The 20,663-nt window shown below is 56.2% G+C and carries 15 protein-coding genes; 6 read left to right on the plus strand and 9 right to left on the minus strand.

The genetic code is table 11. From position 1 onward, the window contains the following. Positions 1-87: 87 nt before the first annotated feature. The 9 genes from Poly21_RS24945 to dnaE all read right to left on the minus strand — a co-directional run bounded on the left by Poly21_RS24945 (position 88) and on the right by dnaE (position 13,736). Positions 88-837: a hypothetical protein gene (locus tag Poly21_RS24945; protein WP_146409796.1), complete on the minus strand. Its 750-nt coding sequence runs from the start codon at positions 835-837 to the stop codon at positions 88-90. A gap of 75 nt (positions 838-912) precedes the next feature. Beyond that, positions 913-2,823 carry an SHD1 domain-containing protein gene (locus Poly21_RS24950; RefSeq protein ID WP_146409797.1) on the minus strand — a complete coding sequence of 637 codons (1,911 nt, stop codon included), beginning with the start codon at positions 2,821-2,823 and terminating at the stop codon, positions 913-915. 479 nt (positions 2,824-3,302) lie between these two features. Continuing rightward, entirely contained in the window at positions 3,303-5,936 is a 2,634-nt protein-coding gene (locus tag Poly21_RS24960) for a serine/threonine protein kinase (protein ID WP_146409799.1), read from the minus strand. An 87-nt stretch (positions 5,937-6,023) separates the two neighbouring features. Beyond that, complete coding sequence (locus Poly21_RS24965) at positions 6,024-6,590, minus strand: sigma-70 family RNA polymerase sigma factor (protein WP_146409800.1); 567 nt, start codon at positions 6,588-6,590, stop codon at positions 6,024-6,026. 41 nt (positions 6,591-6,631) lie between these two features. Further along, the gene (locus tag Poly21_RS24970) at positions 6,632-6,865 is read right to left on the minus strand and encodes a hypothetical protein (protein ID WP_146409801.1); all 234 of its coding nucleotides are present in this window, start codon (positions 6,863-6,865) and stop codon (positions 6,632-6,634) included. 529 nt (positions 6,866-7,394) lie between these two features. After that, positions 7,395-8,429 (minus strand): hypothetical protein, encoded by a 1,035-nt coding sequence (locus Poly21_RS24975; protein WP_146409802.1) that lies wholly within the window; start codon positions 8,427-8,429, stop codon positions 7,395-7,397. A gap of 112 nt (positions 8,430-8,541) precedes the next feature. Next, the gene (locus Poly21_RS27970) at positions 8,542-8,715 is read right to left on the minus strand and encodes a hypothetical protein (RefSeq protein WP_302120561.1); all 174 of its coding nucleotides are present in this window, start codon (positions 8,713-8,715) and stop codon (positions 8,542-8,544) included. 485 nt (positions 8,716-9,200) lie between these two features. After that, positions 9,201-9,644 carry an IS200/IS605 family transposase gene (gene tnpA / locus Poly21_RS24980; protein ID WP_146409803.1) on the minus strand — a complete coding sequence of 148 codons (444 nt, stop codon included), beginning with the start codon at positions 9,642-9,644 and terminating at the stop codon, positions 9,201-9,203. A gap of 495 nt (positions 9,645-10,139) precedes the next feature. Beyond that, on the minus strand, positions 10,140-13,736 hold the full coding sequence (gene dnaE / locus Poly21_RS24985) for a DNA polymerase III subunit alpha (RefSeq protein WP_146409804.1): 3,597 nt from the start codon (positions 13,734-13,736) through the stop codon (positions 10,140-10,142). Between the two features lie 243 nt (positions 13,737-13,979). Here dnaE and Poly21_RS24990 point away from each other — a divergent pair, with 243 nt between their 5' ends. The 6 genes from Poly21_RS24990 to Poly21_RS25015 all read left to right on the plus strand — a co-directional run bounded on the left by Poly21_RS24990 (position 13,980) and on the right by Poly21_RS25015 (position 20,434). Further along, the gene (locus tag Poly21_RS24990; protein ID WP_146409805.1) at positions 13,980-16,058 is read left to right on the plus strand and encodes a S46 family peptidase; all 2,079 of its coding nucleotides are present in this window, start codon (positions 13,980-13,982) and stop codon (positions 16,056-16,058) included. A gap of 279 nt (positions 16,059-16,337) precedes the next feature. Continuing rightward, the gene (locus Poly21_RS24995; protein ID WP_146409806.1) at positions 16,338-17,870 is read left to right on the plus strand and encodes a phytoene desaturase; all 1,533 of its coding nucleotides are present in this window, start codon (positions 16,338-16,340) and stop codon (positions 17,868-17,870) included. Positions 17,871-18,059: 189 nt separating this feature from the next. After that, entirely contained in the window at positions 18,060-18,737 is a 678-nt protein-coding gene (locus Poly21_RS25000; RefSeq protein ID WP_146409807.1) for an ABC transporter ATP-binding protein, read from the plus strand. Positions 18,738-18,807: 70 nt separating this feature from the next. Further along, positions 18,808-19,695: a DUF58 domain-containing protein gene (locus Poly21_RS25005; RefSeq protein WP_146409808.1), complete on the plus strand. Its 888-nt coding sequence runs from the start codon at positions 18,808-18,810 to the stop codon at positions 19,693-19,695. Between the two features lie 122 nt (positions 19,696-19,817). Further along, positions 19,818-20,123, plus strand: a complete 306-nt coding sequence (locus Poly21_RS25010) for a hypothetical protein (protein ID WP_302120562.1) — start codon at positions 19,818-19,820, stop codon at positions 20,121-20,123. Positions 20,124-20,152: 29 nt separating this feature from the next. Next, a complete protein-coding gene (locus Poly21_RS25015; RefSeq protein WP_146409810.1) occupies positions 20,153-20,434 on the plus strand; it encodes a hypothetical protein in 282 nt (93 codons plus the stop codon). The last annotated feature ends 229 nt before the right edge of the window (positions 20,435-20,663 follow it).

The following is a 20,663-nucleotide window of genomic DNA, read 5'->3' on the forward strand; positions in this document are numbered from 1 at the left end:
GAGCAAATGTTAAGTGAATATTTGGCGGGATGGAGGCCGAATTGTCGGAACATGATTCTAGCAACTCCGGCATCGCATTTGGGGCTTTTATGGCTGAGGCGTTAAAATGATCGCTTTTAAATTCATGACTCCGCCATTGACAATCCGCTGCACTCGGACCGTCGCGGTATGAGCGTTTCCGATCAGCTCCACGTCGCCAATCGGAACGTTTCGATACCGATACCAGCTACCGGTATGAGAAAGTTCCAACGTCGAGACGGAATCGTCGATGGAAATCTCAACAACCGTTCCATCGGGGGTCGCTCGCGAATAGACGAGTTCGGCCGCATACTCGCCTGGCGGCGCACGGTACTCCCACTGCACGTAATCAGCGGCATTTCCCCAGAAACCGATGCGGTGGCTTCCGGGGTGCGATTCGAGCTTGGCCTGCTGTCCTACCACCTCGCTATCGAGTGCACTTAGGATGACCGTTCCATCGGCAAGGACGGAAGTCTCCTCGGCAATTAAAAATTGGATTCGTGCCGGCGGCGAGCCGGTGGATTGACCGGGGACATGCAAAGTGATCTTGCTGGCGTCACGATTAAACGAGAATTCAATTGGTTTTTTAGTACCCGCCAGTGTCGCTCTGAGAATACTGGGTAGCGGCCCCTGCAGGACCAATTCTCCGTTGGAGGGCCATTGGTCGACGATGAACTCGCGAAGATGATCGTTTTTCGAGTCGGATATTTGCAATTGAGTTGGTTCCGCCGCCGCCGGAGCGACTTCTTCGGCACTGACGAGCAGGATGGGCTGGCTAGCCAGGGACAGAACCAATGCGAGAGAGAGAATTGCTTTCATCAGGTATCTTTCTTCGAAGAGTCGGAAAATTCAGACCAGTGTCTCAGGACGGATATCAATGCAAATGGCGCCAGCTCACTGGGAATCGACGAGACCCTGAAGCGTGAACGGAGACGACATCAGTGCTTGGGAGCGGTTTCCGGCCGCTTGATTCTCACTCGGCTTTTGCATGAACTCGGGGAAATGGAGTCCGGCGAACATCGAAGTGTTGGGAGCCTTGCCCGCCTTATCGAGGGCTTCTTGCATCGTTTGACCGCGTTTCGTCATCAAGACTCCAGGGACGTTCGAGCCGCTCGTCGACCAAAGAGACTTGCCGTTCCATTGCAGTTTCACCGCCGAGGTGTATTTGTTGACAATGTAGGATCCGGCGGCGATGTAACCCACCGCCTCTTGCTTGGGACCGCTGATCGAGGCCATGATCTGAATCGGCGACGAATCATTCAGCGTGTAGCCGGAGGTGGCCACGGATTTTTCGAGGCCCTGCCGAACGGTCGCTTGGTACTGGTTGCTGACTCCGGAAACATCAATGGAAACCGCAACGCCCGGATGAAGAAGGAACAGCGACGGGTCTTCCTGCGCCTTCGCGAGCATCTTTAACGCCGCGGGGTGCGGGAACTTCGCTGGTACCAAAACCCCTCCCGCATCGGATTGGACCGCGATGAACGAGGTTCCGCCAAGGGTTTCAATTTGGGATGCACCGCGATATTCGCAGACCTGAATCTTGCTCTCTAAATCGACCAGCAAGCGACTGTCCAGCAGCGCAAACTTCTCGTCCGGAAAACTCAGTGCCTTCGTTGCGACGGGGCCGCCAGGCAGCGTGAACTCGAATGCCCACTGCCCGGTTTTAGTATCCATCACCCGCACGTCGGCAATCGAAGTCAATAGAATCCGCTTGCCACTGGGACTCCAGGCGACCCGGCACCAGCCCGTTGGAGTGTTAGGGGCCAACGCGGTGCTGCCCAGAATTTCCGCGGTCTCTGGATTCAGAACCATGAGAGTTTTTTCGTCAAACACCGCTAGCAGTTTACGATCAACGGACAGTTTCATCGCGAAGTTGCGTTCACTCAAACGAGCGTGCCAGATCGGTTTGCGATTTGACAGATCCCACAAGACCAGGTGCCCTTTGTCGCTCATCGTCAGCACTCGACTGCTATTGACCACTTCGGCATCGAGCACCTCCGCGTCCGCACGCCCGCGATCTTTGTCTTGGGCGTAAGGCGTCCAGCTTGCCGAGCGAACGATCTTCTTACCATCAAAGCGCCAAAGCTGTAACTCACTCTTTTTCTCGTAGCCTCCTCGATCATCGCTACAGCCAACCATTAAGACGGAACTGCCGTTGTCGAGTAACGCCAGTGGTCGCATGTGTCCCTCGACGGAATCGCTGTGGACGGATTTTCCTGACACAAGGTCGACGAGCGACAATCGGGTCAGCGGTTTGGGAACAGCAAAAGAGACTGTATTGCCTACCACGGCGCGTTTGGACTGGACGTTGATCGCAAGCGGCTGCACGTGCTCATGGAAAGTGGACTTCTTCGTCAGCGCAGCCCGTTGGGGTTCCCACCCCAGCTCACCGTCGGAATCAGGGACCTGCCACTGCACGCCCGCCATGGACGTGAATTGATTCGCATCGTCCCAGTTAACCGCTTGAGGAGTCGCCCACACAGCAGCGTTCACGCCGGTACTCGACGGGGCTGAACTGTCGATCGCCGGCGCGTCGCCCACCATCTCAAAGGGGTTGTCGCCACCGTTTAGGAAAGCTTGATCTTGTTTGCTGAGTCTGGCGATAGGAATGCGGAGTGTCTTGCCGTCACTGTTCTTGATCATGGCATTGCCGTCGGTGACCTCCAACAGCGATCCGGTGATTTTGAAGCGGCCGGTGGAGTCGGTCCATTCTCTCACCGCCTCCTGCGAATAGCCGATCGTCGCGGCATACAGCGACAGGAAAACCATGATGAAAACAGACGGGCGAACCAATGCAATATTCATGACTGTGGACCGAAATTGAAAAAGGGATGTTAATCAATTGGAGTGAACGGATGCTCGGGATCAATCGACACGCACGGCTCTTCGAATTGAATACCGGCCTCGTCAAGCATCGCAATGAACTCCTCGCGAAGCGACCGTCTGCGATGGTGCTCGAGTCGGTTGGCGATAGATCGAGCTATTGCGGAGCAGCTCGGTGGGTTGACTGAAAACTCCAGCATACCCTGCTCGCCGGTGGCCGGGTGGTTGGAGACCCGTCTGATGAACCGACTTGCCTCAGATTCAGGGCATGCGATGCTCTTTGATCCCGCTGGGGCAAGCTCGGCGGAAGCGAATGACGGGCATGACTGCTTCCGTCCGGGCTTGTCCCGGCGGAGCGCCAGGTGCCAGCTACTTTCGCTAATATGAAGATCAATTCTCGACTCTTTCATTCTCCCATCTCCGCCCCGGGCTTGCCCCGGCGGGATCAACGCCCGTCCTCCTCAGAACATGCCACCCTCGGAGACGCTTGGCGATGCGGCGGGTATGGATGCCGGGATGGACTCGGCCTCCATTCTCTCGTTCGATCGTTTGATGCTGGCCTCGATTTGCTCGGTTAGCGGGGCGGAGGGTTGGTAGGAGCTGTCGTGGCCCATGCCACCCATTCCATTAGTATCGTTTGATGATGGCAGTACTTGATACATCAGGAATTGCATCATATCGGGTCGTGTTGTGTGCTTGGTCACGATCGGTAACACGTCGATCCAAAATTCTTGATTACCGCCGATTTTCGCTTGAACTCCCTGTGATATTCCCCCGCCCATGCCGCCGCCGAAACCACCGCCGTAAGGATTCGTCGCATCGCCCCACAACAAATAAAACAACAATGCATCGGACGATTCTTGCGGCTCCGCCTCCAACTTCGCGGCGTAAATTTTGTTCCGCTTTTCGCGAAATTCTGGATTCAGCGACGTGACCATATCGGCGGCCAGAGTTGTCGGTATCTCAATTCCCAGTCGCGTCGCGGCGTCGAATTGCAGAGGTGTCATCACTGGCGTCGTGACGGGGTCCACACCTGTCGACCAACGTTGTTTCAATCGTTCGGCAGCCGTGATCGACGAATCCGCTTCACGGATGATCTCCTGCAGGTCCTCACGCAGTCCCGGCTCGTCTTCCAACGGCGTATCCAAGGCAATCGCCAGCTCCAACGACAGTCGCTTGGCATGCTCTCGACTCATCTTATTTTCCAGCTCGCCGCTGCCCAGTAAATCAGTCAAGTTCTTATGTAATCGTTCCGCCAGCTCTCGGTTGCCCGGCTCAACGGCCCAAATTGGCAATTGCGGTGGTACTGAACCATCGAGGTTAACCAACAACCAAATCGCCGCCGCACGACTGTTTTCGTTCCCTTCGGCCAACTCATTAGCGATCGCATCGAGTCCTGGTCGCGGCATGAATTGTGGTGCAGCACGTTCGACCAAAATTGACATGAACAGTTGTGACGGTTTACTTGGGTCGCTGCTTGCCGTCCAACCGCCAAACCGACGGGCCGCGATCAAAATCGATTGAATGGCGGTCATGTCCTCGACATCTGCCAAACTGCCAACAGCCATCATCGCGTCTCCCAGCGTCGGGACATCGCGTTCGACCAACATCAACTCGCACCACTCTTGGAGCGACTTGCCTTTGTAGATTTTCTGTGGTGGTGTGGCGAGCAGTTCGAGTGGGGATTCCTCCGCAACTTGAGTTGCGGAGCCCCCGGTCGGTGCCGCTTTGCTGTCTTGGACCGCAATCTTGATATCCGGATCGTCCGTTTCGATACGCACCGTTTGATCGCCCATTTGGATGACGATCACCGTCGCCAGTGCCACGATTCCAAATGGAATGCCAGCGGCGGCCAACCATTTCCATCCCCGGCGATGCGGCGGCTTTGGAGGATGGAGAACAGATTGCCCCACCGCGGCACTAGGGAATGAATCAGGGAATGAATCGGGGCCGGGCACTCGCATCGCTTTGCTCACCACGGATTTGAGTTTCCCATCGGTTGCCATCGCATCCAATCGCCGCGCGACGTCTTCGGCGCGCGAGGGACGGTTGGCTGGATCACGCTCGAGAAGTTCGCCAACCAATTTGTCCAGTTCGGCAGGAGCCTGCGGGGCCAACGATCGCAACGACACGGCGGGCTTGGATGTTTTTTCGATCACCAGCGGTGCGATGCCGCGCTCGGTCGAATGCGGCGTGCGGCCGGTTACCAATTGGAACAACGTCACCCCGACCGCATACATGTCGGCACTCGCGTCGACCGTGGAACCGTCCGACAATTGTTCCGGGGCTGCGAATGCCAATGTGCCGATCACATGCCCGACGGTTGTCAGCCGCAAATCAGCAATCGACTCACGTTGATCCAAGACCAATCCAAGATCCAATAATTTGACCGATCCGTCTCGCGTCAGCATGATGTTCGAGGGTTTGATGTCGCGGTGAATCAGGTCGGCGTGATGAACACTCGTCAGCGCATCGCAAACATCCCGCATCAATGCGGCGGCAACTCCTGGAGCGATCGGTCCGATTCGGCCGATGATCGCGGCCAAGTCCAATCCGTCCAAGTATTCCATCACCAAGTAGTGCCAGCCGTCGACGTCTCCGGCATCGGTCGCGGTGACGATGCCGGAGTGCGAGAGGCTGGCGATGGCTTGCATCTCACGCTCAAAACGTCCAATCCAAGTGGCGTCGAATCCATGCTGGCGGGGCAACAGTTTGATCGCGACCCGCTTGCGCAATCGACCGTGTTCGGCCAAGTAAACCGCCCCCATGCCGCCCCGACCCAAGGGCCGAATCAATCGGTATGGCCCGAGCGTTTCGATGGGCGGCAGCACGCGATCGATCCGCATCCCAGTCGCTCCAGCGGCGTGAAAGAGTGCCGCTTGGCAGTCGTCTTCGGTCAACAGCGGATCATGCGATTCGTTGGCACCGGCCGCCAAGACGCCCGCCAAGGAATCGTCGGTCACCGACGTCGACGCCCGTTGTTGGCACCGCTCACAGTCGTCGAGATGCTGCATCAGATGCTCAAAACGGTCCGCCGGTAGACGCCCGGATACGAAATCGGCGAGTTCATTGTCCGATAAATGAGTGGCAATCATGGTCGGGGCTCTTTCGCGGGTTGCTGAGGAAACAAGGTAGTCACTTACCTAGTCCTTCGTACAGCGTTGGACACCTCCCTAAAAAAACTACTCCTCGTCCAACATCCCCGCCAATTCGGTCCGCAAGCGATGCAGAATTCTGGCGCGCGCCTTGTACACACTCCATCGATTCATCCCCAACGTCGCTGCCACTTCGTCAGGCTCGCGCCCCTCGACGACAGTGGCCCAGAAAGCTTGCCACGTGTTGGGGTTGAAACGATCTCGATAGATAGCCACGGCACGAACCAAGAGCGTTTGCCGATCCGTCACCGCATCGGTGGGCGGATCGACGATGGGCAGCTCCGCGAGCTGCGAACCGGCGTGTCGTTCGTCCGGACGAGCCCGCACTGCGTCAGCGATTCGCCGCCGCGTGATGGTCCATAACCAACCACGAAATTTGGCGTCCGGCCGAGCAGGGTCAAACGCCGCCAGATCCTTCGATACCGACATCAAAACGTCCTGGGTCACGTCGGCGGCGTCACTGCTCTGCATCCCTGAGCGACGCACCCAACGATAGATCAAGGGGCCGTATAAATGCACAAATCGCTGCCAAGCTTCCGGTTGTCCAGTGCGTGCAGCGTCCAATAACGAGGGTGCCGTCGAGGGTTCGATCATCGGTGACAAATGAAAAACTCCGAATAGAACTCGACGGGTGCTTAAGCTGTTTTGCTGGCGGGGTCGGCTGCTTCGATCGGCTCAATTCGATTCATGCTTACCAACGCCAACCAATGGGCCTTCAGCTTTCCATCATCACGTCGATAAAGAACATAAGCGGTCGTGCTATCGACAACACACGACTTGTGATCTGGAATGTCGTATGTGTTTCCGTCATTCATGGAGACGCGAACGGGACCTTGGTCGAGTGCGGACACCAAATCAGGACGATCCATCTTGCCTCCTTCGTTGCTCTGCGAGACCTTCGGACAAATCTATTGTATCATGCAAAACTTCGCCTTGGCTATCCGATTCACAACGTTGAGACGCACACGCCGACGTACTACCGGAACCGTTTGATCCAAGGCGTGCGATGTTTGGTCGCAAACGCTGTATGAACATTGGTGCTGTGAAACGTGGACATCGCTCTGTCACAGGCGGTGGAATGATCTTTGATCCCAGCGGGATCAGGAAGAGTTACTTTGTCCGTTATCCGGTGGTGGCGCTGCGCTTACCACCGGCTATTGTCTCAGAAATCCCTCCGGGATAGACGGCACGATCCCAGCCGTTTCGAACAAATCGCGCACCCTCATCGCTCTGTCACGAGCTACGCCGCTCACCCGCTTAGCTCCCACCGCGAAGCGGTTTTCAGACAATAGCCGGAGGTCGCTGCAACGCAGCGCACCTCCGGTAACCAAAATCGAAAACGGCAGTGGACCCCGGATGGGGTCCAAGACCGCTCACGCGAGCCGAAACAGCACCTGGTTATCGTTTGGGCCGAGGCCCTTGGTCGTTCAAAGGTTCCCAACCTTCGTAGAGGTCTTCGGGGAGGGGGTGCGGTGCGCGGACGACTTGGCCGTTGACCAATTCGCTGTGGGGAATATCGAACTGATCCAGAAGCACCGCAAGATGGTCTTCGGCAGTGAAGATTTCGTCAGGAACTTCGTCGCCAATCAGCCATTTCAAACGGAAGACGGCCTCGTTTACCGAGTCCTTATTGGAGGCGCTACCCATCGAAGTTTGAATTCGATCGGGAAGCAAAAAACCGCCTGTTTTCTTCCAGTGATATCGAGCCTCCAAAGAGTTCCAAGTATAGAGCAGGTCCTTGCCACTAAATCGAACCGGCATCCATTGATCGGCGGGGCTGAAGTCAATCCTGTATCGAAAGTTCGCACTTTTGTTGGGCGAGTAGGCCCAATGACTGACGATGGATCCGCCAGGTCCGGGGTCGGTTCGGCTCAATTGAAACTCTCGCATAGCTTGCTCAATTCCTAAATGGTTGTCCCGTCCTTTGATTCCATAAGGTCCAAGGATATAGTCGTCATAGGGATCATGAGCCCACGCGTGTCGATTCCAGAAAAAATTTTGACGCTCGGTTCTGCTCATCCCCTCAGGCGGGATTTCATACGGGCCATGCAGCAGCGTTGCCGTCTCGCGATATTTTGTCTTGCCCTTGATCTTGACGATTTCATCTCCAACTTCCGCCAAGTCTGGGTAGACGAGATACATGGCTTTGAGATCAAAGTCGCGTTCCTGATCCACGACCCTGGCCATCACAATCGGATGAATTAAGAGTGGATTTGCGTGTGAGCCCAGGGTTACATATTCCCCGTGCAGCACAACGGCAAACCGCTTTAACAATCGATCACGACGCACCGTCATGTCGGTGAGGATTTCATCGATCTTTTCCTCCCGCGCCTCTGAATCAGTCTGGAGATTCGTTGATTTCTCGTTGTCGGCAGGTCGCTGTGCGGAAACGAACGCAATTGGCGTCATCCCCAAAACCAGCAGGAACGCCATCGCTACTTCGGTGCTTCGTTTCCGTGGCCGACGGCATGTATCCGAAGATGTCGAATTTGCCATTACCGGTGCATACGTCCACCAAAAAAAGCTAAGACGTTCAGAGTTTGTATTACGGTTGTTCATTATTCGATCCTCCGTTCTCGTTGCCATACTCGCCGTTGAGCCACGCACCCACGTCACCCCAGTTTTCCTCCTCATTCCATCCATCCTCAAAGGAGTTCTCGCCAGCGTCGCCGTCCCCGTCGGCAGGGGCTGGGCGGTTACCAGGATCTTCTTCATCCACGTCCTCACATGCTGGTCCGCCAGTCGTGGGCTAACGCATAGGTCTGAGATCATACACGCTTCTGTTGTTCTATTTGTTAGGATCTAGTTAAGCGTTATTTAACTTTCGACTAGCATTCAATTCCGTTTGCAAACGCAATGTGGAGATTGATGCTGTGGAATGTGGACATCGTTTTAACTCAGGGAGTGGAGTGATCTTCGATCCCTCCGGGATCCGGACGAAGTTCTCTGTTCGTTATCCGGTGGTGGCGCTGCGCTTACCACCGGCTATTGCCTCAGAAATCCCTCCGGGATAGACGACACGATCCCAGCCGTATCCAACAAATCGCGCACCCTCATCGCTCTGTCACGAGCTACGCCGCTCACCCGCTTAGCTCCCACCGCGAAGCGGTTTTCAGACAATAGCCGGAGGTCGCTGCAACGCAGCGCACCTCCGGTAACCAAAATCGAAAACGGCAGTGGACCCCGGATGGGGTCCAAGACCGCTCACTCCAAATATTGGGGGTCGTACTGAACACCAGCCTCGTCGAGCATCGAGATTAACTCTTCGCGAAACGATCGTTTCCGATGGTGTTCGCGTTGGTTGGCAATATAGCGTGCTACGACCGAGCAACTCGGTGGGCTGACTGAAAATGCAGCATATCCTTCTTGCCATTGAAAGGGCGCATGGAGGATTGTCTCGTGAACCCATTTGCTGGAGGATCTTTTCAGCTCACGCATGAAGTCAGACAGTGGATGAATTGGTTTCATACCGATCAGCAGGTGGACATGGTCCTCCACTCCACCGATTTTCAACGGCTTCGCATCAAGTTGTCGTACGATGCCGCCAAGGTATTCGTGCAGTCGTCCGATCCACTCGCGTTTGATCCAAGGCGTGCGATGCTTGGTCGCAAACGTAATATGGAGATTGATGCTGTGGAATGTGGACATCGCTCTAACTCAGGAGTGGGATGATCTTTGATCCCTCCGGGATCCGGACGAAGTTCTCTGTTTATTATCCGGTGGTGGCGCTGCGCTTACCACCGGCTATTGTCTCAGATATCCCTCCGGGATAGACGACACGATCCCGACCGTATCGAGCGGAGTGGACACTCAAGTCGCTCCCACCGCGGAGCGGTTTTAGATAGTAGCCGGAGGTTGCTGCAACGCAGCGCACCTCCGGTAACCATCTTTGATCCCTTCGGGATCCGGACGAAGTTATCCGGTGGTGGCGCTGCGCTTACCACCGGCTATTGTCTCAGAAATCCCTCCGGGATAGACGACACGATCCCGACCGTATCGAGCGGAGCGGACACTCAAGTCGCTCCCACCGCGGAGCGGTCTTAGATAATAGCCGGAGGTTGCTGCAACGCAGCGCACCTCCGGTAACCAAAATCGAAAAAGACAATGGACCCCGAACGGGGTCCAAGACCGCTCACATTCTCCCTATCGCTGCGGTTTGCTCATCAGAAGTTTGTAGTGTCCGTTGCCGAGGAGGTCGTCGAGTCGTTCGCGGAGCTGGGGTGAGATGTCGACCTTGAATTTGTCGGCGCGGAAATGCACTGTCTCGCCTTCTTGCAAGGCCATCGAAAGATGCAGCTCTTTCGAACCTGGATAGCCGCGCACGATCTCGCGGACTTTCGAGACGGTTGTCTCGTCGTGATCCGCTTCGTCGAGCCGGATTCGCATGCCGTGGGTGAACTTGTTGTCGAGTTCCTCCAGCGGTGTGATCTCGTCGACAATCAAGTTGACTTCGTCACCGCCACCACGCCGGTCGACTTTCCCTTTAAGCAGCACGACCGCATCGGGCTGGACGCGCTCGCCGCAGACGGCAAAGCCTCGTGGCCAGAGGATACAGCGGACATTTCCCTGCATGTCTTCGAGATCGAAGTTGGCGTACTTGCTGGGTTGGCCCGGTTTGGGGTTCTTGGTATGAGCGAGCTTGATCGAGCTGAGCATGCCGCCCAGGATCACCTCGTCGCGATCACTGCACTGGGCGAGCGATTCGGTGGTATGCGTGCGGAATGTCGCGAGTTTGGGTTCAAACTCCGCTAGCGGGTGACTGTGCAAATAGAAGCCCAGCACCTCTTTTTCAGCGAGCAGTTTTTCCCGGTCCGGCCATTCTTCGATGTCGGGCATCGGCACACCGGCCGACCCTCCGCTGTCGGTTGATTCTTCTTCCTCATCAAACGCACCAAACAAACTCGCTTGTCCGTGTTTCTTGTCCGCTTGCACGGCCGCACCCGCTTGCAGCGCCCGTTCGACCACAGCTGCGAGCTGGCTGCGTTTGGCGCCAAAGCTGTCCATCGCACCGGCTTTGATCAGTGTTTCGATTGCGCTGCGGTTACAGTCGTGGGGATCGACTCGCTCACAGAAATCAAAGATATCGCGAAACGGTCCGTTCTTAGCCCGTTCGGCTTCGATCGAAACCGCTGTCGATCCACCACAGGCTTTGATCGCCGAGAGCGCGAAGGGGATTTTGTTTTCGGTCACGCTGAAGTCAGCAGCGGAGGTATTCACGTCCGGCGGGATGACTTCGATCTCCATCCGATCGCAGTCCTCCATGTGCTCGACGAGTGCATCCTTGCGTTTGAAATTCCGCCCTGAGATATCACTCGACAACAACGCGGCCATGAACTCGGTGGGATAGTGAGCTTTCAGGTACGCGGTTTGATAGGCGACGAGCGCATATGCGGTACTGTGACTCTTATTAAAGCCGTAGCCCGCGAATTTGACGATGAGATTCCAAATGTCTTCGGCGTCCTTCTCAGCCAAGCCGTTCTTGACACTGCCGGCGATGAAGACGTCGTGGTTGGCATCGATCAATGCCTGTTTCTTTTTCGAAATCGCTTTAATGCACGTGTAGGCTTTGGCCAGCGGCACGTCACCGAGGCGATTGAGAATCCGCATCACCTGTTCTTGGTAGACCATGATCGAGTTGGTCTCTTCCAGGATCTCCTTGAGCACGGGGTGCTTGTATTCAGGTTGTTGTCGACCGTGTTTGATGTTGACGTAATCGTCAACCATCCCGCCTTCGAGCGGCCCCGGACGATAGAGTGCCGCGGTCGCGATGATGTCGTTGAATGTGTCCGGCTTCATCCGCTGCAAAAGATCGCGGATGCCGCCCGACTCAAGCTGGAAGACGCCCTTGGTCTCACCCCGTTGCAGCAACGCGTAGCTGGGTTTGTCGTCGAGCGGGAACTTTAAAGGATCGATCTTCTGCCCCGTGGTCTGCTCGACGAGCTTGACCGTTCGGCTTAGGATGGTCAGGTTTCTTAGACCCAGAAAGTCCATTTTGAGCAGGCCGGACGCTTCTACGTCGGCCATCGCCCACTGCGTGATCACGTCCTGTTTTCCGGGAACACGACCGAGTGGCACGTATTCGGTCAGCGGTTTGTCGGCGATCACGACGGCGGCAGCGTGCGTGCCGACATTTCGCGCCAAACCTTCGATTTTCATCGCCAGATTGAGCAGCTCGCGGATCTCCGGGTCGCCGTCATAGGCCATCTTCAAGTCCGCACTCTTGTCAAGCGCTTTCTTAATCGTGATCTTCAGCTCATCAGGCACCATCTCGGTGATCTGATTGACGCGTGAGAGTGGGATCCCAAGGGCGCGACCGGTGTCCTTGATCGCCGCCTTGGCGGCCAGCGTTCCGAACGTCCCGATCTGGCACACCATCTCGTGCCCGTATCGTTGTTTGACGTAGTCGATGACCTCGATACGACGTTCTTTTTCAAAGTCGATATCGATATCCGGCGGCTCGGTGCGGCTCTCGTCGAGAAACCGTTCGAATAGCAAGTCATACCGCAGCGGACAAACGTGCGACATGTACAGGGCGTAGCACACGATCGCGCCCACGCCGCTGCCCCGAGCCGTCGCCGAGATACCAACGCTGCGAGCGTGATTGACGAAGTCCCACACGATCAAGAAGTAGGTCGGGTAACCGAGTTTTTCGATCACGTCGAGTTCGCGGTCCAGCCGCGCCATTACCTCGTCGGATAGCTTGCCATCGATGATCCGCTCGTCGTCGCCTTCATATCGCTCCATCAAACCCTGTTCGCACAAGTCACGGAGGTACTGCAGCGGTGTCTTTTCGTCGGGGCATTCGAAGCCGGGGAAGAAGTACTTGTTGAACTCGATCTCGATGTCGACCGTGTCGGCGATCTGCTGACTGCGGGCGACCGCATCATCGAGCCCAGGGAATTTCTCGTACATCTGCTCGGGGCTGCGCAGGAAGAACTGATCGTTCTCCATTTTCATGCGCGTTTGGTCGGTACGGAACCGACCGGTGTTGATGCACAGCATGATGTCTTGTGCTTCGGCGTCATCGGGATCGACGTAGTGACAATCGCTGGTCGCAACAAGTGGAAGCCCCATTTGATTGGCGATCGTGACGGCGCCTTCGAGTTGTTGGCGCTGGATATCGACTTCGTTGTTCATGATCTCGATGAAGTAACGATCATCGAAAACGTTGTGGAACCAGCCTGCGATCTTTTTAGCTTCCCGCTCGTGCTCTTCCGTGGCGACGCCTTTGAGAATCGCGCGGCTGAACTCGCTGCTGACGCAGCCTGACAAGCAGATGATGCCCTCACTGTGCTTTTCGAGAATCTCTTTGTCGATCCGTGGTTTGAAGTAGAAACCTTCCAGCGACGCGGCCGAGGCCAGTTTGATGAGATTCTTAAATCCGGTGCGGTTTTGGGCGAGTAGGGTCAGGTGATAACTCGCCGCCTTGCTGCTGCTGGCGCCGCCCTTGTCGAACCGGCTGCCCGGGGCGATGTAGGCTTCATAGCCGATGATCGGATTGATGCCAGCGTCCTTGGCCTTGCGGTAGAACTCGAGGGCTCCGTGTAGGTTCCCGTGATCGGTCAGTGCTAGCGAGTTCATGCCATGATCGACCGCGCGGGAGACCAGTTTGCCGATGTCGCCGGCCCCGTCGAGCAGGCTGTAGTGGCTGTGGCAGTGCAGGTGGACAAATGGACGGGGCGGCTTGATCGTCCCGTCGGCGGCCAAATCGGATGCAGCAGCAGGAATAATGGCGTTCATGGCAGAAAATTATTCGGGGGTACGCTCGCGGACGCGAATCGCGTCAGGGTCGGATCGTTCAACCTAGCGGCTCGAGCGAGGTCTGTTCAGAGGCGGTGAGGTAGAAATTTCGAGATCCGAGAAAACGGGGGCTAGCGTCCCAACGGCTCCTGAGAGTGGGGCTGTTCAATATTCAGGTGGACCCGGTATTTTGAGACGCCCCTCTGCCGATGAATTTTCATTCCCAAAAAGAGAGTCGTTTGCATGTTTTGCCGCCTGTTCGCTTCCCTGTCATTGGCGATTACCGTGATCACCGCCTCCCTGCTCTCGTCGTCCACCGCCCGACTCCACGCCGACGAGGGCATGTATTTGTTCAATGACTTGCCTCGCGAGTTGCTGAAGGAACGTTACGACTTTGATCCATCACAAAAATGGGCCGACGACCTGCGTCTAGCCTCGGTCCGATTCAACTCCGGGGGCTCGGGATCGTTCGTGTCGTCCAATGGCTTGGTGCTGACGAATCACCACGTGGCCAGCGACACGCTGCAGAAAGTCAGCACGAAAGAACGCAACTTGATTCGGGATGGGTTTCTCGCCAATTCGTTCGACGAGGAGATCAAAGCGCCCGACCTGGAGTTGAACGTGCTGATTGAAATTGTCGATGTCACGCAGCGCATCGACGAGGCGGTGACGAACAAGACCGATGCGGAGGCAGCGGCGAAGCAACGTCAAGCAGCGTTCAACGCGATCGAAAGTGAATCCTTCGACAAGACGGGGCTTCGCAGTGATGTGGTGACGCTCTTTGGGGGTGCCCAATATCACCTCTATCGCTACAAGAAGTACACCGACGTGCGTTTGGTCTGGGCACCCGAAACCGCGGCGGCATTCTTTGGTGGCGACGCGGATAATTTTGAATATCCGCGATACAACTTGGACGCGACATTAATGCGAGTCTACGAGAACGACAAGCCGGCCGTGATCGATCACTTCTTGGAGTGGAGTTCGAAGCCTGTCGCTGAAAATGATCTCGTGTTTGTAAGTGGACATCCTGGTCGGACACAGCGAATCTTCACCGTCGAAGCTTTGGAATATTTGCGTGATCATCGTTTGCCGTTTGTGCTGGACTATCTACGGCGGAAAGAAATTCTGTTGCAGCAGTACCGGCTCGAGAGCGAGGAGGCGGCGCGGCGCGGTCGTGATGAGTTGTTTGGCATCCAGAATGCGCGAAAGGCCTACACGGGGATGCTCGCGGGCCTACAAGACCCGCAAACGATCGCAGATCGTCGGCGTGTACAGGATCGTTTGATTGCCGCCGCGGGGGCAAACCCTGACCTCAATCCGCTGACACAGGCTTGGCAAGAGATTGCTGAGATCCAGCAAGAAAAAGCAGCACAGCTATCGCGATCGGTGTCCCTCCGCAGCGACGTTTTCCAGTACGCTCTCTCGATCTTGCTGCTCGCCCAAGAGGATCAAAAGCCGAACGCGGACCGGCTGGCAGAGTATACCGATGCGAGTCGCGACTCGTTGTTGACTCGGTTGACCAGCGAGGCGCCACTTTACGACGATTTGCAGCGGATCGAGTTGGCCGACGAGATTGCCTTGCTCTTAGAGCGACGCGGGATGAGTGATCCACTGGTCGTCGAGGTTTTGGCTGGGCGTTCGCCTCAACAGGTAGCCGCCGAGATTATTGATGGTACGAGCGTGGACGAGTTTGCTAAACGCCGCGAGTTGATTGAAGGTGAGCCTGACTTGATATTCGGAAGTGATGATCCGGCCATGCGATTGGCGCGGCTGATGGAACCGGAATATCGACGACTGCGTTTGATCGATGATGGGCTTAGCGAGCGTGAAAAGCAGGCCTATGCCAAAATCGCCCGCGTGACTACCGAAATCGAAGGCACCACGGGGTATCCAGATGCAACGTTCACGTTGCGACTGGCTTTCGGTACCGTCAAGGGTTATCCCGAAAACGGATCTTTCGTAAAGCCAACGACCGACTTTGCCGGGGCATTCGAGCACGCCGCCGAACACCAGGGCCAAGAAGACTTTGAATTGCCCGAGTCGTGGATGAGAGCGAAGCAAGAGGGCAAAATCGATTTATCGACCCAGCTCAACTTTGTCTGCACAGCAGACATTATTGGCGGTAATAGCGGCTCTCCCGTTGTCGACCGGGGCGGAGCCCTGGTTGGGCTGATCTTCGACGGCAACATCCAAAGTCTCACCAGCGATTACCTATATACCGATCAGCAGGCCCGCGCCGTGAGTGTTTCTGGTGTCGGAATTCGTCAAGCGCTAGAAGCGATCTACAACGCCAAGGATCTGGCGGATCAATTGGGGAAATAAGCGACACCATCCGTAGTTACCGTCGCTTGACAGTCCACGCGAGCACTGACGTCACGATGTAGGGCCGGTTCCCACCGGTCATTCACCTAGTTCGAGCGGCCGGTCGGAACCGGCCCTACCCAATCAATCACTGACGTCACGATGTAGGGCCGGTTCCCACCGGCCATTCTGACGTCACGATGTGGGCCGGTTCCCACTGGTCATTCACCTAGTTCGAGCGGCCGGTCGGAACCGGCCCTACCCAATCAATCACGACTTCAAATACAAAGAACAGGGAAGATGACGAACAGGAAAGTCGTGATCGTCGGCGCCGGCCCCGGCGGACTCGCCGCCGCCATGCAGCTTGCCCAAGCCGGGTGTGAGGTGACGGTCCTCGAACGCCGGGATCGCGTGGGCGGACGCACGTCGGCGATTGAGATCGATGGGTTTCGCTTTGATTGCGGGCCGACCTTCTTTTTATACCCCCGTGTGCTCGCGGAAATTTTCCAGTCGACAGGCCGGAATCTCATGGAAGAGGTGCCGATGAAACGCCTCGAACCGCAGTACCGGTTGACCTTCGGCGGTCCCGCGGGCGGGGTGCTCGATTGCACCGCCGACATGGATGAAATGGACCGGCAGATCGCAGAGTTTGCACCGGGTGACGTGGGGCAACTCAAACGATACATGGACGACAACCGAGTCAAACTGGCCAAGTTTCGACCGATCCTCGAATCGCCATTCAGCTCGCCGCTGGATTTGATGCGTCCGTCGCTGCTCGCGGCGGCGTCGAAGCTGCATCCGCTGCGCAGTCTCGGCCAGGAACTCGGGCGATACTTTAGCGACCCCCGACTCGTGATCGCGTTTGCGTTCCAAGCCAAGTACCTGGGGATGTCGCCGTTTAACTGTCCCAGTCTCTTCAGCATTCTGTCGTTCCTCGAATATGAATACGGGGTCTGGCATCCGATTGGCGGTTGTGCCCGCGTGAGCGAGCGAATGGCCGAGATCGCTCGCGAGATGGGCGTGGACATCCGGCTCAACGAACCGGTCGATTCGATCGAACTGGAGGGCCGACGTGTGACGGCTCTCCGCTGCGGTGAGAGCCGCTATACCGCCGACGCGTTCGTCGTCAATGCGGACTTTGCAGACTGGATGACCAAGACGGTGCCTAACGAACTGCGTCGCCGGTGGACGAATGAGAAGATTGAAAAGAAGAAGTTTTCCTGCAGCACCTTCATGCTGTATCTCGGCATCGAAGGCCGTTACGACGATCTGCCGCATCATAATATTCACATCAGTGAAACGTACGACCGCAATCTGCGTGAAATCGAAATCGATCATGTACTCAGCGAAGACCCCTCGATCTACGTACAGAATGCTTGCGTGACGGACCCAAGTTTGGCACCGGAGGGCTGCTCGACATTGTATGTGTTGGTGCCCGTCTCGCATCAGAGTGAAAGCATCGATTGGGCGACCCAAGCCGATGCGTTTCGTGAGCTGGCGCTCGACCAGCTCGCTGCGATCGGGTTGACCGATATCCGTGAGCGAATTCGGGTCGAGCACCGGATCACACCTGACGACTGGGTGAGCGACTACGCCATTCATCGCGGAGCCACCTTCAACCTCGCTCACAATCTGGGACAGATGCTGCACCTGCGCCCGAAAAATCGATTTGATGAACTCGACGGGGTCTACTTGGTCGGCGGCGGGACGCATCCGGGCAGCGGATTGCCCGTGATCTACGAATCGAGCCGAATCAGTTCACGGCTGTTGCTGCAGGACCTGGGCATGTCTACCGAGTTCATTGAAGATGCAGCCCGACCGCAGGGGAGGTGACAACCTGCTCGGCGTGATACCATTGTCATTGTCGCCAGCTGCGTCTGGCTGAACTGAGAACGACGGTTCGAAAACGGTTCCATCAGCGGCCAGAAGTCAATTGATTTTATAACGTAGTAGATCTTCCTGAAGATCCCGATGAACCAGTCCATGTGGCCGCGTCCACTACGCCAAACCGAGAAGCAACCAATGTTAGTAGTCGAAAATCTTGGCAAATCCTACGAGAGTATTGGACAACCTCTCCGCGTTCTCGAAGACCTTTCCCTCACCCTGCAGCCAGGACAATCGGCAGCGATCGTGGGGCCGAGCGGTAGTGGTAAGACGACGTTGCTGCAGATCCTCGGTGCGCTCGATACACCTGATCAGGGTCGTGTGCGAATCAACGACACCGACCCATTCGACTTGGATCAAAAGCAACGTGCCATCTTTCGCAATCAAACGATTGGTTTCGTGTTCCAAGACCATCATCTCTTACCGCAACTCTCGGTGATCGAAAACGTGCTCATTCCCGCGCTTGCTGTCGGTGCGGCCACGGACGCTCACGCCGAGCGAGCCCAATCGCTGATCGAAGCCGTCGGACTGAAGGACCGCAGCACGCACTTGCCTGGTGAATTGTCAGGTGGAGAACGCGAGCGAGTGGCGATCGCAAGAGCACTCCTCATGCGTCCCACGTTAATTCTCGCCGACGAACCTACCGGCAATCTCGATGCTAAAACTGCCGCGGGGATCACCGACGTGCTGCTACGGCTGCAAGCTGACGAGAATGCCGTGCTGGTCACCGTCACGCACTCGGAAACTCTCGCTGATGCGATGCAGACCCAGTTCGAACTCGCTCAAGGGCGACTCGTCGAACGGGCTGCTGCTTAGTTGTCACGATTCGTAGTGCAGGCTGCCAGCCGGTCAGTGTTCCTCGACAACCTCGAAATCTCCCCTACTCATGTCACAATCCCTGTCTCCTGAAACGCTGCAAAGCATCAAGCGTCTCGATTTGCGAGCGCGGATGGTGGTGCGAGGTTTTCTGCAGGGATTGCACACCAGTCCGCTGCAAGGATTCTCGGTTCAGTTCAGCGAGCATCGACGATACAACCGCGGGGACGATCCGAAACTGATCGATTGGTTGGTCTATGCGAAAACGGACAAGCACTATATCAAGCGTTTCGAAGCGGAAACCAACCTGACGGGGTATCTCGTCATGGACCTATCCAAGTCGATGGGCTTCAGTGAACGTCAATCGATGACCAAGTTCGAATATGCGACATGCTTGGCTGCCTCGTTGACCTATTTGATGACGATGCAGAAGGATCCGGTGGGATTGCTGACGTTTCGTGACAAGTTGCGAGCGGTGTTGCCAGCCCGGAGTCGACGAGGCCATTTAGGCGACGTGATGGCCGCCCTGTCAGGGATGACTCCCGATGGCACGACCGATCTCTCGGCCAGTCTCGTGCAAGTTGCCGCCATGCTGCGACACCACAGCCTCGTGATGCTGTTTTCAGACCTACTCGGCGATCCCGCCGAAGTGCTGGCGGCTCTGGGAAAGCTTCGGCACAGTGGTCATGACGTCATCGTCTTTCACGTCATGGACGAGGCCGAAGTGCATTTTCCGTATGAGGGTCCCGTTGAATTTGAAGACCCCGAGACGGGTGAAATCGTCACCGTCGACGCGACGGGTTTTCGGGCCGAGTACCTCAGGGGCGTGGAGGCGTTTCGCGAAACCTACCGCGAAGGCTGCAGCAAGATGAGAATCGACTACGTCGCCTTGGATACCAGCATGCCGTTCGACAAAGCCCTGACGGAGTACCTGCAACAACGTCAAGCTCGGTTCTAGATGAACGAGTAGACGCGTCAGGTATCTCACGGCGAACAAACGCCACGAAAGCAAACCTGCTATCGTTCGCAAACGCGATAGCGTGCGGTTTTGCTAACGGTGAGCCCAATATCAGCGTACAAGTGACAGCCGCGTACGAGAAATATCTGGGACGGAATCCTACTTCGATGGAGATCGCGGCTTGGCAAGCGGTTCCCGATCCTGATTTCCGCCTACGTCGCCTTCCCATCGAGTTGATGGCAACCCAGGAGTACTTTGATCGCTGTGGAAACAACAACGTTGCCTGGCTGGAGCGAGTTTTTACGGAGGTGATCGGTCATGTTCCCTCGGCATACGAGCAAGAGCAGTGGATGGCCCGATATGCAGAGGTGCGTTACTCACGCACTGAAGTTCTCAACCAAATGTCAATCGTGGCGGGACGCTCATAGGTGACGGCAACATTCGATCGAGTCAACTCATGAGTCGCTTCCTGAAATTCCTAGCGATTGCGTTCGCGACCTGCTATCTGCTCGCGCTCTGTCTGCTAGCGGTCAGCACGTTAGGACTGTTTGGAACTGAACCCGATCCGCTCGCGGTTATCTTTTTGCTCCCGCTCGGGATGCCTTGGGTATTGCTAGTCGACTTGGTCTCCGAGGAACTTTGGCCTTGGCTCACCGCTCTGGCACCGGCATTGAATTTGGCCATCTTGTTAGGACTGTGGAAGTACTCCGCGAGTCGGCAAATTGATGCTCCGAATTGACGCCGCCCATGGCGGAAACTCGCTATCAACTTTGAACTCAGTTGGTGCTCTAGGCTCGAATGCAGTTGCATGCCACAAAGAAAAGTGGTGTCCTCATCCGTGCCGACTATGAAGTCCAAGGTTTGACAAGTGGTGTTGGGTTGTTTTTTGTCTTACTTCATTGTTTTTCCGCTGGTGGAGGTGAGGTGCCGTTTGCCGGAGGCTTTTTTCGGTCGCTCGCCCGTAAGTG

Origin of the sequence: Allorhodopirellula heiligendammensis (assembly GCF_007860105.1) — a bacterium.
Classification (GTDB): Bacteria; Planctomycetota; Planctomycetia; order Pirellulales; family Pirellulaceae; genus Rhodopirellula; species Rhodopirellula heiligendammensis.

Bases quoted from the DNA above. Each gene is read 5' to 3' on its own strand.
- Poly21_RS24945 (WP_146409796.1), bottom strand. From the start codon at position 837: ATGAAAGCAATTCTCTCTCTCGCATTGGTTCTGTCCCTGGCTAGCCAG.
- Poly21_RS24950 (WP_146409797.1), bottom strand. From the start codon at position 2,823: ATGAATATTGCATTGGTTCGCCCGTCTGTTTTCATCATGGTTTTCCTG.
- Poly21_RS24960 (WP_146409799.1), bottom strand. From the start codon at position 5,936: ATGATTGCCACTCATTTATCGGACAATGAACTCGCCGATTTCGTATCC.
- Poly21_RS24965 (WP_146409800.1), bottom strand. From the start codon at position 6,590: ATGATCGAACCCTCGACGGCACCCTCGTTATTGGACGCTGCACGCACT.
- Poly21_RS24970 (WP_146409801.1), bottom strand. From the start codon at position 6,865: ATGGATCGTCCTGATTTGGTGTCCGCACTCGACCAAGGTCCCGTTCGC.
- Poly21_RS24975 (WP_146409802.1), bottom strand. From the start codon at position 8,429: ATGGCGTTCCTGCTGGTTTTGGGGATGACGCCAATTGCGTTCGTTTCC.
- tnpA (WP_146409803.1), bottom strand. From the start codon at position 9,644: ATGTCCACATTCCACAGCATCAATCTCCATATTACGTTTGCGACCAAG.
- dnaE (WP_146409804.1), bottom strand. From the start codon at position 13,736: ATGAACGCCATTATTCCTGCTGCTGCATCCGATTTGGCCGCCGACGGG.
- Poly21_RS24990 (WP_146409805.1), top strand. From the start codon at position 13,980: ATGTTTTGCCGCCTGTTCGCTTCCCTGTCATTGGCGATTACCGTGATC.
- Poly21_RS24995 (WP_146409806.1), top strand. From the start codon at position 16,338: ATGACGAACAGGAAAGTCGTGATCGTCGGCGCCGGCCCCGGCGGACTC.
- Poly21_RS25000 (WP_146409807.1), top strand. From the start codon at position 18,060: ATGTTAGTAGTCGAAAATCTTGGCAAATCCTACGAGAGTATTGGACAA.
- Poly21_RS25005 (WP_146409808.1), top strand. From the start codon at position 18,808: ATGTCACAATCCCTGTCTCCTGAAACGCTGCAAAGCATCAAGCGTCTC.
- Poly21_RS25015 (WP_146409810.1), top strand. From the start codon at position 20,153: ATGAGTCGCTTCCTGAAATTCCTAGCGATTGCGTTCGCGACCTGCTAT.